This is a genomic window from Candidatus Saccharibacteria bacterium, from assembly GCA_016700015.1.
In the GTDB taxonomy this organism is placed as follows: Bacteria; Patescibacteriota; Saccharimonadia; order Saccharimonadales; family Saccharimonadaceae; genus Saccharimonas.
In genome coordinates this window covers 286,090-300,342 of record CP064995.1, presented here as the reverse complement: position 1 = coordinate 300,342, position 14,253 = coordinate 286,090, and the positions used below count along the sequence as shown (strand labels likewise).

The window sequence follows — 14,253 nt, the reverse complement described above, 5'->3', positions numbered from 1 at the left end:
ATATGTACATAATCTGTTGGAACCCGAGAAAGGGATTCGAAATGAACGGAAGCTCGTTTGCATTTGCCAATACGTTTGCTATTGGGTACGCCGCGGCTATCGTCGCCGGCTGGGAGGTCCCCAGGGATTTGTCTGCCTTTATCTCTCGCCGTCGCGCATGGGAGCCTTTTTTGGCTGCCCTTACGGAACAGGTTGCTTTGCAATCTGATGGTCGGTATGTGGTGCGCCCCGCGTCCTACGACTTATTCAAGCATCGCCCGATGGGCGCAGCTTCATACCTGGCCGTGATAGACACTACTGTCTGTACGCCATCCGAATTGATCACCGAGCTTGGCCCTGGCCGCCGGTTGCTCTGTATCGGCACGTATAGCAACAACCTCGCTTTCCCAGCAGAGGAAGCCTCGGCTGAGCAGATCAGCACAAGTCGTGCCGCACAGCAGGAGCATAAGCGCAAGAATGCTGAACAAGCCGCACTCGGCGAGCGGCTCAACACCCTGCTGGTCGACATTGGCGACGAGGTACGGGAAATGGTTCAGGCATTCATCAATGGCCTGCCGCCAGAGCAGCGCGCCTACCTCCTGGGCGGTGCGCTCTCCGAGAAGCGCAAGGTGCTTGAAGCGCTGGGATTCGACCTCAAGGGTTAGTACCTACACAACAGCTCCTCTTCCATGGCGAAATTCAACCATGGAAGAGGAGCTCTTAAATTACCATTTTTTTAGTTTAGTAGGTGCGTCGCAGGTACCTCATACGCATCCAGTTTCTCATGCCGCTTGATGTGGTGGATGATACGCATTGTCAGTGGCGAAACGATAATTTCGGTGCTGATTTTGATCAGAAATACCGTCGCGATGAGCTGCAACATTGCACTACCAGACACTGTGCCCGCAAAGGCTAGTAAGCTAAATACTGTCGTGTCAACAAGACTGCCAACAGCCGAACTACCAACGAGCCTATGCCACAGCTTTTTGCCCTTTGTCCTGATCTTCAGCGTCGCCAGCACATAGGAATTCATCAGTTCACCAATAAGAATGGCAACGATACTTGCACCGACAATTCGCCAGACCACGCCTAGAATTGCGTCGTACGACGATTGGTTGGGCCACTCGGCCTGCGCTGGCAGCGCGCCCACTAGCCAGAATGTCAGGCTAGTCAGCAGCAACGTGCCCACACCGACATACAACAGCGAGCGCATTTTGCGGTAGCCATAAACTTCAGTCACAATGTCGCCGATGATATAGGCGAGCGGAAATAACACTGTACCGGCGTCGAACACTAGTGGACCGACCTGTATCATCTTGACGCTCGCAATATTGCTGACGATCAATGTCATCACAAACAGCCCGACCAACAGCTCGTAGACATGAATTTGCTTTTTGCGAAACCACATGAATCGTATTATACACCTCTTTTAACAGATGTGTCTATTGACTCTTTTATTGAAATTTGTTATAATAGTAATGATAATTCAACCCTTGCGGTTTATCCCCGCACGAACGTTTGGAGTATAGCCATGGCGAACGTTGACCTCATCTACATCTTCCCCAAGATGCCGGAAGCCAACCTGGCATTCGATCGAGTCGTGGAACTCGCGCTACCCGAAGTCAAGGTGGGCTTGCGCGAGTTCGAAGGAGTGACCATTCTGATGGTATCCCTCCCGAGCTCAGAGGGCAGAGACAGCGCCGAATTGGCAGTCCGCCGCGCTATCGGCTTCACTATTCGGGCGATAGAGCCTGAGCTTGGTTAGCGCAACTCCACACACCTCCTCTCGAGAGGAGGTTTTCACTATACGCCCATAGTATCCCTGCAAAGTTTCAGACTACGATGCAGGCACAGTTTGTAATGGGCAGTTGCTAAGCACCTGTTGCATCGCTGACTTTTCAGGTGGCGTCACCCACAAATTATACTTGGCCTTGACGGCGATTTGCCGCGCGACGTACTGACAACGGAAGGCTTTGTTGCTTGGTAGCCAGGTGGCAGCATCGCCATCACCCTTGGCTTGGTTGGCTTTACCGTCTACTGCCAACAGCTCGAGCGGGTCATTCGCAAACTCTACCAGCCTGTTTGGTTCGAGCAGCTGCGCACCCGTCTGCCAGGCATTACTGAGAGCTACCACGTGGTCGATCTGCACATCGTCACTGGTGTCGGCACCGCGACTGAATATAACGACAGATCCAGTGTAGGGGTCGGCCAGCACGCCACTCATGACCTTGCAGCCCTGGCCTAACACCACATTGCCAAGGTCGCGGTTTAATATAATGTTGCGCGTGTCGCAATTGCCATTGAGCAACCAGCCATCACCGAATTTTTCGCGTACATAACCGGTTTTTGGGGCCCGTCCTTTGACGGCCAGTGTTTCGAGCACAGTTGCAGCCAGCGGCAAGCCCGCTGTAGACTGTGACTGACCTGTAGTCACCGATGGTGGTTTTGATATGTCTGGCGCTATAGCAGGCTGTTGATTTTGATAGAAAAACATCCCAACCGCAAGGACTACCAAGCACGAGCCAAGCACGCGCCGACGGCGCAACCTGTCATGCCCCACCACGGACGTGACTTTAGATTCGTAGTTCATCTCTGATACAATATACCATATGCAATCTGTCAAACGCCTTCTCACTGAATTTATTCCCGCTCATTACAATCTGTCACTTAGCGTCGACCCTCGCACACACCAGGTTACAGCTCGTGTCAAAATTCAGGGCAAATCGGTCAGTGGCGCCATAGAACTTCATAGCAAAGCGCTGAGTATTGACACGGTAACTGTTGACGGTATACCAGTTACCTTTATCTTCGGTGACGACGATAGCCTGAGGCTTGACGGCACGTACGGTAAGGGTAATCACACCATTGAGATTGATTACCATTTTAGCGCCACCGAACACGCCCATGGCATGTATTATTCACCCTACATACACGATGGTATCGACAAACACATGTACGCCACACAGCTTGAAAGCCACGCGGCGCGCGAAGTATTGCCTTGTGTCGATGAACCAGCGGCAAAAGCCACGTTCGATGTGGCCATCACTACCGACACAGGCCTGGTGGTGCTGGGCAATATGCCAAAAATCAGCGAGCAAACAACTGGTGACCAAACAACAACCCGCTTCGCCACGTCGCCACGTATGAGCACCTATCTACTGGCGTTTGCAATCGGCGAACTTCATGCACTCCACGGCACTTCAGCGCGTGGTATCGACGTATCGGTATGGGCAACGAGCGCACAGCCACTTACAGCTTTAGAATTTGCACTTCAGGAAGCAATCACCCATCTCGACTTTTATGAATCGTACTTTGGGGTTAACTATCCGCTACCCAAATGTGATCACTTGGCAATTCCCGACTTTGGCGGTGGTGCGGCTGCGATGGAAAACTGGGGGCTTGTTACCTATCGTCAAGATTATTTGCTGGCTCCTCCCGCACAGACGAGTATCGAAACAAAGCAACATATTGCTAAAACGATTGCCCACGAAATCAGTCACCAATGGTTTGGTAATTTAGTTACCATGCAGTGGTGGAATGACTTATGGCTCAACGAAAGTTTTGCGAATATCATGGAATATATTGCACTCGAGGCAGCCCACCCCGACTGGCAGCCTTGGCTTGATTTTTCTACCTACGAAAGTGTGATTGCCCTCAGACGCGATGCGATTGATGGCGTACAGTCAGTCCAGATCCACATCAACCACCCAGACGAAATTGGCACGATATTTGACGGTGCGATTGTCTATGCTAAGGGAAGTCGGCTCATCCGTATGGTACATGATTATATTGGTGACGATGCATTTCGTTCCGGGCTAACTGCGTATTTTACCGACCATCGCTATAACAACACGTCGGCAGATGATCTATGGGTGACATTTGAGAGGACGAGCAGCAAACCAGTCGTCGACCTCATGCACACCTGGCTGTCGCAGCCAGGCTACCCTGTTGTCAAGGTGTCGACTAGTCACGGCAGCCTTACTTTGCAGCAGTCGCAGTTTTTCATTGGTGAACACGAACCCTCATCACGACTGTGGCCAATTCCGCTCGGCGCCAGCACGTCGGCGCTACCCGCCATCTTTGCCGATGCAGCAGTAAGTATTCCTTACAAGCCCGATGGTCTACTGCGGCTTAACACCGAGGACAGTACGCACTATATCACCCAGTATTCTCAGCCACTCCTTGACCAGTTGCTCGCGGCAGTACGAGCCGGCACCTTGTCGCCAGTCGGTAAAATCCAGCTACTCCACGAGCAAACACTTCTTGCGCGAGCTGGCATTGTTGGCAGCGCAACACTCATTCCACTGCTTGATGTTTACCGCCACGAAACTGATGCCTACTTGTGGGATATTATGTCAATGGCAATTGGTGAGCTCAAGAAGTTCGTTGAGACCGACGAACAAGCCGAGCAAGCCTTACGGCACTTTGTCGGCATGCTTGCCCGTCCGCTTTACGAGCAATTAGGCTGGGACATGACTGCCGATGAACCCAGTAACACAACCAAACTCCGGTCGACAATTATCGGTTGTATGCTCTACAGCGAAGACGCCGAGGCTATAAAACATGCCATCACACTCTACCGTTCTACGCCTATCGATGCTATCGACCCTGAACTTCGTTCGCTTGTTATTGGTACTGTGGTACGGCACGACCACAGCCCTGCCGATATCGACTCACTCGTCAAACTTTATACAACGACGATAAACCCCGAGCTACAGCAAGATATTTGCAGTGCGCTCACTTCATCGAAAGATAGTGCTACACTCACACGGCTTATCGGTCTGCTCACTCATACTAAAACCATCCGCTTGCAAGATACCCTAAGCTGGTATATTTCCCTCCTACGCAACCGACATAGTCGCGAGACCGCGTGGCAGTGGATGCGTAGCCAATGGCCATGGATTATAAAAAACTTCGCCGACGAAAAAAGCTACGACAGGTTCCCGCAGTATAGCGCCGGCGCGCTCGTCACCCGCCAGCAGCTTAGCGAGTACATTGCGTTTTTCAGCCCAATGAAAGATGTCGCACTGCAGCGCGCAATCACTATGGGAATCCGCGATCTTACGGCGCGTGTCGAACTGATCGACCGCGATCGACCAGTGGTCATTGACGCACTATGTAAGTTTCAAAAACTCAACTAGTTGCGGTGGCTCACCGGCCGTACTGGCGACGGCCAGCTGCAGATTGGAGCCACTATGTGCCACGGCATACAGTTTGGCAGCAAATGTCATTTGCTTTAGTTTTTTGGGCGTAATCGCTGCCAGTCCGTCCCCTGCTTTGTCATTTTTGCGATGTTTCACCTCTACGAAATATAATGTGCCGTGTTTATGGGCGACAATATCGATTTCACACCATTTGGTGCGCCAGTTACGCGCAACAATCTCGTAGTTATGACTTTCTAGGTAGTTGCAGACGACCGTTTCGCTGGCGTTGCCAATACTTTTGGTTGTTTTAGTTATACGAGCAGGTACGATACCCTGCGTATCGGCCGTAGTTTGGCGATAGTGCATAAGCGGTGCAAAGCTGAGTCGGTGAAGCGGTGTCACGCCAAGTTTTTCGATAGCCTGTCGGTGCGCCGCCACGCCATAGCCAGCATTCTTCGCAAAGCCATAGCCCGGATAAATCGCATCCTGCTCGGCCATATAGGTGTCACGTGCCACCTTGGCCACAATGCTTGCCGCAGACACACTCGGCACGAGGGCATCTGCCTTTGGCAGGGTTGTCACATAGGCTGCCTTCCCCGTGCCTTCCAGTAGGTTTACTGTACCGTCGATAATGATTTCGTGATACGGTGTTTTAATTTGCTCAACCGCCCGCCTGGTAGCAAGCCGAAGCGCTTCACTCATACCAATTTCATCGAGCTCTATGGCACTCACCCACCCCAGCGCCACTACAGCAGCCTGTTCACGTATGAGTATATTCAACTCATAGCGCCGCTTTTTCGTGAGCTTCTTGCTGTCGGCCAGCCCGTCTATCTCAGCGCCACCCAATACCACCGCCCCAACCACCAAAGGTCCCGCCCACGGCCCACGCCCAACTTCGTCTATGCCAAGTATCATATCACCAGTGTATACCATTGTATATTTTTCGTATCGTGGTATAATATAGTTGACTTGTACCTACCTAAATTCACCCCCCAATCAGGACACTCCCTCTAGAATTAATCCTTTCTCTTTTGCAACTTGTAATGAACTTTTGTAGCCGAGGATCTTCCTCGGCTTGTTGTTAATGCGTGCTAGCGCATTGTCAACATCCGTTTGTGTCACTGTAGCAAAGTCGGTGCCCTTCGGGAAGTAGCGACGCAGCATCTTGTTGGCATTCTCGACACTGCCTTTTTGCCAAGAGGAATAGGGGTCAGTAAAGAAGACGGGCGCGCCCGTCTTATTAGTGACGAGTGCGTGGCGCCTGTTCTCGATGCCGTTATCGGTCGTCATACTGCGAACCCCCAGCCCACTCGCGAGTCGCGAGATGGTGTGTGCGTACGGCTCTGGCTTCAGGTTAGGTACGAGCTTCGCTCGTACCAGTCGTGAAGACCGTTCGGTAAGGACAGCGAGTGCAGAGGCGCTCCCTGGGTGCTTGCTGCTCACGACGCTGTCGTATTCACAGTGACCGGTCTCGGCTCGGTCTAGAGCGACCAGCGGTCGCTCTGTGACGGAAGTGCGGTCGGGAATCATGACGTGACCCGCCCTGAGTTGTCTGCGTGGTTTCTTGCGGTAACGCTTCGAGTACAGCAACGGGCAGTACTGTTGTCCCCAGGCACTGCGCAACCATTCATAGATGGCCGTCTTGCTGGCATAGATACCAAGCGCTGAGTTGGCTCTGAGATAGCCGGCTATCTCGTCTGGATTCCAGTGCTCAGAGAGTTTCAGGACGATGAACGAGCGAAGCTCGTCATTGTCTTGAATCTTCTTGCCTTGGTAGCGAGCATACTTACGCCGTACATAGGCTTTGTGTTTGGCGTGGGTAGCGACGTATCTCCCATCCTTGAGGCTATTGCGTTGCAGCTCGGTCGCAATGGTATTGGGACTGCGCCCCAATGCACGGGCGATGGCCCGTGCAGAATAGCCTTTGGTATGGAGGATGTCTATCTCGCTTCGCTCGGCATCCGTTACCTTTGATGCTTTCTTCATGGTGTGTATTGTCTAGCATCGGGTGTCCTGATTCAAAACGGAATGGAGGCCTACCCGCGAGGAGCATCATGAGCAAGCTAGTGATTTTGGTCGTCGAAGCCATGAGCGACGCTTGGGAAGCGCCCGCTCGTCTCAGCGTCCAGGGTATCTGGATGTCTGGTACGCTCGACTCATTCGTGGACAACATGAAACAGCGGCTCGGTGAAGCAATTTACACAGGGTACGGTCTGGCCGACTCCGATAAGCTTCTCCTGACTACCCTCAACTTGATTGTTGAGGAGAACCAATTGCCAGGTGTCCAGGACAGTGCATTTGTGCCGGCTGGCATTCAGGACGCGTAGTCGCATACGGGGTAGCGGAGCACCCGCTACCCCAATTTATTTTATTGAGTATATTGCATTTTTATGGTATTTATGCTATAATGTAGAGGAAGGGATAGTGCAGCCGCACCTTCCCCCGCTCCTCGCACTACTCCCCAGAGAGGGTGGTCACATTGTCCAGGTTCCGATTCCCCCGCGTTTTCATCACTGTGCTCGCCGCGCTCGGCCTGATGGCCGGCACCGCCGCGTGTAGCGGCAACAACAGCACGTCGTCGCAGCCCGGCTGGTCGCTGGACCAGCAGGATGCGACCGAATGCTACACTGAGTTGAAACCGGCTGAGGTTACCCAGCTGGCCGAGTACGCCGCCAAGAACGGCGACGAGGTCAAGACGTATAGCGACGCCACCGGCGACGACACGGTCTGCGTCATCGACGTCGGTGGTGGACAGCACTTCGTCAAGAAGGACGAAGACGCCAACTTCCTATATTACTGGATGATGGCCCGTGTCATGGGCTATCGGAGCGGCAACGCCATGCTCACGTATGGTATGCTGAGCGGTGACCTGTCGCCACTACAGTACATGGCTCTCAGTAGCCTGGTCGGCATCGATTCCTACGGACGGGCCTACGTTCCGTATACGCAGGTGGGCGGCGGCCAGTGGCTGCGCCAGCCGGCGTACAAAAGCTACACCGTGACGAAGGTGTACTACGGGACGTCCACGGCGCCCGTCGACTTCGCCACGGCACAGAAGAGCCCCAAGGCAGGCTACCGCACGATGCCGATGCCGAAGGCCACGAATGATGCCACTGCCACCATTGGCAAGGGCGGCGTCATCAAGGTCGATTCCGCCAAGTCGGCGTCGACCTACGCCAAGGCAAACGGCGTCAAGCCGGCCACGCCGTTTGGCGGGTCGGGCTCTGCCGCGAACCCGGGCACCGTCGGTAAGCCGGCCGCACCCAAGCCAGCGGCACCCAAGCCGGCGGCGCCGAAGCCGGCCGGAAAGAAGTAGTGCCCATGCGGGCGCTCCTCGGATACACCGTATCCTTGGAGCGCCCGCGTTTCAATTTGCAGCAAAATAGCTCCCTGGCTAGAGAGCTATTTTTGCATCTAAGTTGGATACTAAGTGTTTTCGGCGTGACGGGCTTCGACTTCAGCCTGCTTAGCGGCCAGATCGGCTTCTTCGGCTTCTTTTTCAGCTTGCTTGGCAGCAGCTTCAGCAGCTTTTTGCTCTTTCATGAGCTTTTCGTCTTCTTCAGCGTGGTCATCTTTGATAGCATTTACGGCTTCACGGTCAAACTGCACGGCCGTCAGGCGTGCGCCCTTACCACTGCGCTGGCGCAGGTAGCTTAGGAAGTTGCGGCGAACTTTGCTGCGGCGAACAATCTCTACTTTTTCGACAAGCGGACTATGGAGCAAGAAGCTCTTTTCTACGCCTACACCACTAGCAACCTTGCGCACCGTGATGCGGCTCGTCTGTTGGCTTTTGTTATCGGTACGAATGACCACGCCTTCAAAAATCTGAATGCGCATTTTGTTGCCTTCTTTGATTTTCTGGTGTACGCGCACGGTGTCACCGCTGCGTACATCGACGACTTGCTTTTTCTTCTGCTCGTCGTTCACTTTTTGGATCAATGCAAAACTCATCTGTTACTCACTTATTACTTATTATTACAATTCGACTATCAACTATAGCATAGTTTGGCGCGTATGAAAAGGGTTAGACGTGAATTGCGTCGAGATCGACCCCGGCTTTGTCGGCAAGTACCTGAATATAGCGCTCAAGCCTGTGGATTTTGTGATCCATTGCTGCCATTTCCTGAGCATACGTATCGAGTTTCGCAGCATAACCATCGATGACAGATTCGAGCCGGCGAATATCGTCTTTAGTCGCCATGTTTTCTATAACGCCGTCGAGTTTCTTGTCGACAGACACGATATAATTAAACAATTTCGTAAACTGGTCATCGTTCATACCATCTATTATAGCACCTGTTCGCGTATAATGGCGATATGGACTATAATCAACTCGCCCTCGAACTACATGCCAAATATAAAGGCAAAATCACCACCAGACTCCGCGACGAAAGCCCGCTTGACCGAGCGAAACTCAGTAGCTACTATACGCCAGGCGTGGCCGAAGTGAGCCGTGCAATCGCGGCCGATCCATCGCAGCTAGCTACCTACACCTGGACCAACAATCTGGTTGCGGTTATTAGTGACGGCTCGGCAGTGCTAGGCCTTGGGGACGTGGGCCCGAGAGCCAGTATGCCCGTGATGGAGGGCAAAGCTATGCTATTCAAGACATTTGCCGACATTGACAGTGTACCGATCATCCTCGACGTGCACACGCCCGACGAAATCGTGGCGACGATAAAGGCAATTGCCCCAAGCTTTGGCGCCATCAACCTCGAAGATATCGCCGCACCAAAATGCTTTGAGGTGGAAGAGCGGCTAAAGGCCGTGTGTGGTGTGCCAGTATTTCACGACGATCAGCACGGCACGGCGGTCGTAGTACTCGCAGGGCTCATCAACGCCATGGAAGTTACCGGCAAAACTCTCGCAGATTGCAAGATTGTCACAATCGGTGCAGGTGCTGCAGGTACGGCAATCATGAAGCTTCTCAATCTCTATGGAGCTAAAAACATCATCGCCGTCGACAGCAGAGGCATTGTTGGTGATAGTCGTACTGATCTTAATGACGAGAAGAAAGCGCTGCTCGATTTTATCGACCGCAGCCACAGCGGCTCACTCGACGATGCAATCACTGGGGCGGATATCTTCATCGGGGTAAGTAAGCCAGGCCTGCTGACCGAAGAAATGGTGCAAAAGATGGCCGACCAACCAATTATCTTTGCACTCGCAAACCCCACCCCTGAAATCATGCCAAGTGTCGCCAAGGCCGCCGGCGCGGCAGTGGTAGCTACTGGTCGGAGCGACTTTCCTAACCAAGTAAATAATGCCATCGCTTTTCCCGGTATCTTCCGCGGTGCACTCGACAATGGCGTGAAGCAAATCACCGATCAGCACAAGCTAGCCGCCGCCGAGGCAATCGCCAGCCTTGTCGAGCACCCTACTGCAGATGAAGTAATCCCAAGTGTATTTGATGAGCGACTGGTACCGGCAATTGCTAATGTTATCTGCTAGTTAAGTAAAATAAAGCAGGCCCCCTGGCCCGATACTGTTCGTATCGAGTCGGGGGCCTTGTGGTGCTAGGCGGCGACGTCCTGGATGCGCCGCAGGGACGCCTGAGCCTCGGCGCGACTGGCGTCGAGCTGGGCGATGAGCCGCTCGGTGCGGTCCCGCGCCTGGCGCGCATCTTCCAATCGAGCCTCGGCGCGCTCCTCGCGAGCGAGGCGACGGAAGCGCTGCCATCGATCGGTTGCCACGAGCTGGGCGATAACGGCGGGCACCATGACCCACCAGACGACAACGGTCCAGGGCGGGATGTAATGGTGCATGCAACCATAACCACCACGACATCCGATGTCATCGCACATCAGCCTGGCGTAGGGCTTGACCCAGCCCATGGCGTAGGCGCCGATGGCGGTGTACGCAACGAGGCCGACAACTGATGCCAGCACAATGAACAACGCAATCATCTTTACTCCTTAATGTCGGGAGATTGCTATCTTGTATATTTGTATCAAATTTTACTATATTTGTCAAGCGGAATTAAATAACTCTCGCGACTTCGTCGAGTGTCGTTTCGCCACGAAGTGCCGCTAGCACCCCTACTTGTTCGAGCGTGAGCATACCTTCACTCTTAGCGACTTTTTCGATCGCCTCCGGGTGCACATCGTCTATGTCACCGCGAATAAACTTCTGAATTTCTTCAGTCACAATCATTTGTTCCATAATCACCACGCGACCCTTGTAGCCAAATGGCGCGTCGTCACTGGCAACAGGTTTCCATAGCTTGAAGCTGTCAAGATTAGGATGATCGATATCGTCAGGTATACCGTCGAGTATACGCTTCACGTAGTCGCGTGTTGCCTGGTCGGGTTCGTACTCCTGCTTGGTTTCATCGACAAGCCGTCGCACTAAACGCTGTGCAATTACCATGCGCACAGCACTACTAAATATCGGGTTCACACCAATCATATCGATCATACGACTAAAGGCCGCGCTAGTGCTGTTGGCGTGGAAGCTGCTTAGTACCAGGTGACCAGTAATCGATGCCTGGATCGCCGTTCGTGCGGTGTCGGTATCACGGATCTCGCCAACCATCACCACGTCGGGGTCAAGGCGTAGTACACTACGCAACCCATCAGCAAAGCTCTGCCCGCCAGTGGTGTTGATAGGTATCTGTGAAATGCCCGTCAGGCCGTATTCGATGGGGTCTTCGAGTGTAATCAGCTTGCGGTCAGGTGTATTGAGCGCATTGAGCATACTATAGAGTGTTGTGGATTTACCGCTGCCGGTTGGACCAACCATTAGCACCAATCCGCGCGGATGGCTAATGATTTCATTGATCTCTTTGCGTTGTTTATCGGGAATACCTAGTAAATCAAGATTGAGCAGGCTTTCGTCGAAATTAAACAGGCGCAGTACTGCATCTTGCCCGTACATAGTAGGGACTGTTTCGACACGTAGATTCAATAGGTGGGTGCTGCCGTCACGCGTAATCTCGCGCTGCATATGGCCCGACTGGCTTTCTACCGCCGCACTGCTAATACCAGCACGGCTAGCAAGTTCGCCCATAATGACTCGGTAGCGATCACGATCAAGGTGAGCTACTGGGTGCAGGGCACCATCGACACGCATACGCACGCGGATGTTGTCGCGCTCGTTTTCGATGTGAATGTCGCTAGCTCCAAGCTTGTCTGCCTGGTCAATAATAAAATCAAATATCTCTTCACTGCTCACCGAATTCAGCGTCTGACTCACCTGGCTTATTGTGTCGCTGTCACCATCTTTGGCGATGGCGATGTCTTGATACACTACTTGTTTGGGTGGATCGTAGCGATTCATGAGGGCTTTATAACCACTCAAACTTATCAGCATAAACTGAATGCCCTTACCAGCCTGGTTATACTCACTCGTCATTCTTTGCATTGTCGACTGCGGTGTCTGCGCAGTGACACCGAACTGCCACAAAGTCTGCTCATCGCCCTTTACCAGCGGCACGATCCGATCGCGGTGCATCACTTCAATCGGCAATACGTCGCTTGCGAGTGCTAGTTTTTGCTCCAACTCACGCGTATCAATGTATTGCAGCCCAAGTATGGCCGCACGCTGCCTAGTGGCATTTTCGTCTTGCTCGCGACGACGCTGTTGGACTTCTTCTTCGTTCATTACTTACTAGTGTAACAAACTGCTTGTGGTTTTTATAGTGGTAAAATGAGTGCATGCCAGAGATTGTCGTCATTGTTCATAATATTCGTAGCACCCACAATGTCGGATCGATTTTTCGTACATGCGAGGGGTTTGGGGTAAAAAAAATAATCCTTAGCGGCTATACCCCCTACCCCATGCTACCCATTCAATCTCAAGGGTCGTACCCTTTAGATGGACGGCTGCCGCATATTGTAGAGAAACTAACACGTCAGATTCACAAAACCGCACTGGGTGCTGAGACGCTGGTACCCTTTGTTCACTACGACACACTAGACCTAGCGTGCCCAGAACTGGCGGGATATACGATCGTGGCACTCGAGCAATCCGAAAACTCCATTATGCTTCGTGACTATCAACCACCCGAAAAGATTGCGCTGCTGATTGGCGAAGAAGTACATGGCATCACTCCCAGCTTACTAGCACAGTGCCACGATGTCATCGAAATTCCGATGCAGGGCCAAAAAGAGTCATTCAATGTGAGTGTCGCCGCAGGAATTGCCCTCTATCAGCTTACCCACCAAGTGTAGCCCGAGCTCGAGATTCCTCGAACCATTCGATAATCTCAACCAGCCGTTCGTATGCCAGCTGTTGCAACTGCTTATCGCCTGATTTGAGCGCTCGCGCGATTGTGCCTATGCCATCACGCTCTCGCTTGGTAATTTCATACAGGGCTTGAGTAGGCCGTATCACTGTGATGGCCCGTAGGATTGTATCGTAATATTCCGTCCCTTCAAATTCCTGACGAAGCTCGGCGAGCTGTCTTGCTTTCATCTCCCCGAAAGATTCCGGTATATCACCTACGATACTCGCTACGAGCTCCAAAAATTCATATAAATCAGCATCACTCGGCTCGTCTATGGCTTCACTACCATGCCCTTCATAGCCAGTCTCTGCATATACCGATGCCCATATGTGGCTCATCGCCTCCACATTGCTGGGTGAGCAGGTAGAGCCATAGAGACTCACACTTTCTGTCACATCGACACCTCCGATATCGTATGAAAAGTTGATATCGAGCTGCCTCGTTTTATCAATCTCACCAGGGTAGTCCCTATATCCGTTCGGGTAGGCAGGACTATCATCAACAAATCGGGTCTTCTCATGATCCCACCCCCACACCAGAACCGACACAGCTACAAGCTTCCCGTTTTGCTTGCGCAGATCGAGCTGTGGATAATGCTCTCCAGCCTCGGGAATTGCCAATTGTGTATCATCTGCACGTACCAGGCTACCTATCCTTGTGGCGATCAGGCGCTCAAGTACACGTTTGGGACTATGCTGCACTACGATGCCTATACAGCTAAATGGGTCATCCACCTTCTTATGCGCTAGTAGCTCATCAGCAAGAGCAATGAAGTCTGCATGCACCTGAGTGAGCTCGTGATCCAGCTCATCATCTATTTTCTCAACTTTGGCATGTGGTCTTTCCATATATACTCCTTTGGTGGTCAGTATACCCTGTATATTTATTAGTGTCAATTATACA

16 protein-coding genes are annotated in these 14,253 nt (G+C 52.5%); 7 read left to right on the top strand and 9 right to left on the bottom strand.

Going from position 1 to position 14,253, the window contains the following annotated elements:
* The first annotated feature begins 41 nt into the window (after positions 1–41).
* Positions 42–644 carry a hypothetical protein gene (locus IPM09_01655; protein ID QQS22232.1) on the top strand — a complete coding sequence of 201 codons (603 nt, stop codon included), beginning with the start codon at positions 42–44 and terminating at the stop codon, positions 642–644.
* A 71-nt stretch (positions 645–715) separates the two neighbouring features.
* Here the strand turns inward: IPM09_01655 and IPM09_01650 are convergent, their stop codons facing one another.
* The gene (locus IPM09_01650) at positions 716–1,387 is read right to left on the bottom strand and encodes a queuosine precursor transporter (protein ID QQS22231.1); all 672 of its coding nucleotides are present in this window, start codon (positions 1,385–1,387) and stop codon (positions 716–718) included.
* A gap of 123 nt (positions 1,388–1,510) precedes the next feature.
* On the opposite strand from IPM09_01650, the gene IPM09_01645 reads away from it, so the two are divergent.
* Positions 1,511–1,744, top strand: coding sequence for a hypothetical protein (locus IPM09_01645; protein ID QQS22230.1), 234 nt, complete (start codon positions 1,511–1,513; stop codon positions 1,742–1,744).
* Between the two features lie 72 nt (positions 1,745–1,816).
* On the opposite strand, the gene IPM09_01640 is transcribed toward IPM09_01645, so the two are convergent.
* Entirely contained in the window at positions 1,817–2,569 is a 753-nt protein-coding gene (locus IPM09_01640) for an HNH endonuclease (protein QQS22229.1), read from the bottom strand.
* Between the two features lie 19 nt (positions 2,570–2,588).
* Between IPM09_01640 and IPM09_01635 the strand changes: the two genes are divergently transcribed.
* Complete coding sequence (locus IPM09_01635) at positions 2,589–5,120, top strand: M1 family metallopeptidase (GenBank protein QQS22228.1); 2,532 nt, start codon at positions 2,589–2,591, stop codon at positions 5,118–5,120.
* On the opposite strand, the gene IPM09_01630 is transcribed toward IPM09_01635, so the two are convergent.
* Both IPM09_01630 and IPM09_01625 read right to left on the bottom strand, forming a co-directional pair.
* Positions 5,094–6,038: a ribonuclease HII gene (locus tag IPM09_01630; protein QQS22227.1), complete on the bottom strand. Its 945-nt coding sequence runs from the start codon at positions 6,036–6,038 to the stop codon at positions 5,094–5,096. The genes IPM09_01635 and IPM09_01630 overlap by 27 nt on opposite strands.
* An 81-nt stretch (positions 6,039–6,119) precedes the next feature.
* The gene (locus IPM09_01625; protein QQS22226.1) at positions 6,120–7,109 is read right to left on the bottom strand and encodes an IS30 family transposase; all 990 of its coding nucleotides are present in this window, start codon (positions 7,107–7,109) and stop codon (positions 6,120–6,122) included.
* A 68-nt stretch (positions 7,110–7,177) separates the two neighbouring features.
* Here IPM09_01625 and IPM09_01620 point away from each other — a divergent pair, with 68 nt between their 5' ends.
* Together IPM09_01620 and IPM09_01615 are read left to right on the top strand one after the other, a co-directional pair.
* Positions 7,178–7,450 (top strand): hypothetical protein, encoded by a 273-nt coding sequence (locus tag IPM09_01620; GenBank protein QQS22225.1) that lies wholly within the window; start codon positions 7,178–7,180, stop codon positions 7,448–7,450.
* A 152-nt stretch (positions 7,451–7,602) separates the two neighbouring features.
* Positions 7,603–8,439, top strand: coding sequence for a hypothetical protein (locus IPM09_01615; GenBank protein QQS22224.1), 837 nt, complete (start codon positions 7,603–7,605; stop codon positions 8,437–8,439).
* A gap of 110 nt (positions 8,440–8,549) precedes the next feature.
* On the opposite strand, the gene rplS is transcribed toward IPM09_01615, so the two are convergent.
* Together rplS and IPM09_01605 are read right to left on the bottom strand one after the other, a co-directional pair.
* Complete coding sequence (gene rplS, locus IPM09_01610) at positions 8,550–9,074, bottom strand: 50S ribosomal protein L19 (GenBank protein ID QQS22223.1); 525 nt, start codon at positions 9,072–9,074, stop codon at positions 8,550–8,552.
* A 73-nt stretch (positions 9,075–9,147) separates the two neighbouring features.
* Entirely contained in the window at positions 9,148–9,402 is a 255-nt protein-coding gene (locus IPM09_01605) for a hypothetical protein (protein ID QQS22222.1), read from the bottom strand.
* 38 nt (positions 9,403–9,440) lie between these two features.
* Here IPM09_01605 and IPM09_01600 point away from each other — a divergent pair, with 38 nt between their 5' ends.
* Positions 9,441–10,574: an NADP-dependent malic enzyme gene (locus tag IPM09_01600; protein ID QQS22221.1), complete on the top strand. Its 1,134-nt coding sequence runs from the start codon at positions 9,441–9,443 to the stop codon at positions 10,572–10,574.
* 65 nt (positions 10,575–10,639) lie between these two features.
* On the opposite strand, the gene IPM09_01595 is transcribed toward IPM09_01600, so the two are convergent.
* Together IPM09_01595 and IPM09_01590 are read right to left on the bottom strand one after the other, a co-directional pair.
* Positions 10,640–11,029 carry a hypothetical protein gene (locus tag IPM09_01595; protein ID QQS22220.1) on the bottom strand — a complete coding sequence of 130 codons (390 nt, stop codon included), beginning with the start codon at positions 11,027–11,029 and terminating at the stop codon, positions 10,640–10,642.
* Positions 11,030–11,102: 73 nt separating this feature from the next.
* Positions 11,103–12,725 (bottom strand): type II/IV secretion system protein, encoded by a 1,623-nt coding sequence (locus IPM09_01590; GenBank protein ID QQS22219.1) that lies wholly within the window; start codon positions 12,723–12,725, stop codon positions 11,103–11,105.
* A gap of 53 nt (positions 12,726–12,778) precedes the next feature.
* On the opposite strand from IPM09_01590, the gene IPM09_01585 reads away from it, so the two are divergent.
* On the top strand, positions 12,779–13,294 hold the full coding sequence (locus IPM09_01585) for a TrmH family RNA methyltransferase (protein ID QQS22218.1): 516 nt from the start codon (positions 12,779–12,781) through the stop codon (positions 13,292–13,294).
* Here IPM09_01585 and IPM09_01580 read toward each other — a convergent pair.
* Positions 13,278–14,198, bottom strand: a complete 921-nt coding sequence (locus IPM09_01580; protein QQS22217.1) for a hypothetical protein — start codon at positions 14,196–14,198, stop codon at positions 13,278–13,280. The genes IPM09_01585 and IPM09_01580 overlap by 17 nt on opposite strands.
* Between the last annotated feature and the right edge of the window lie 55 nt (positions 14,199–14,253).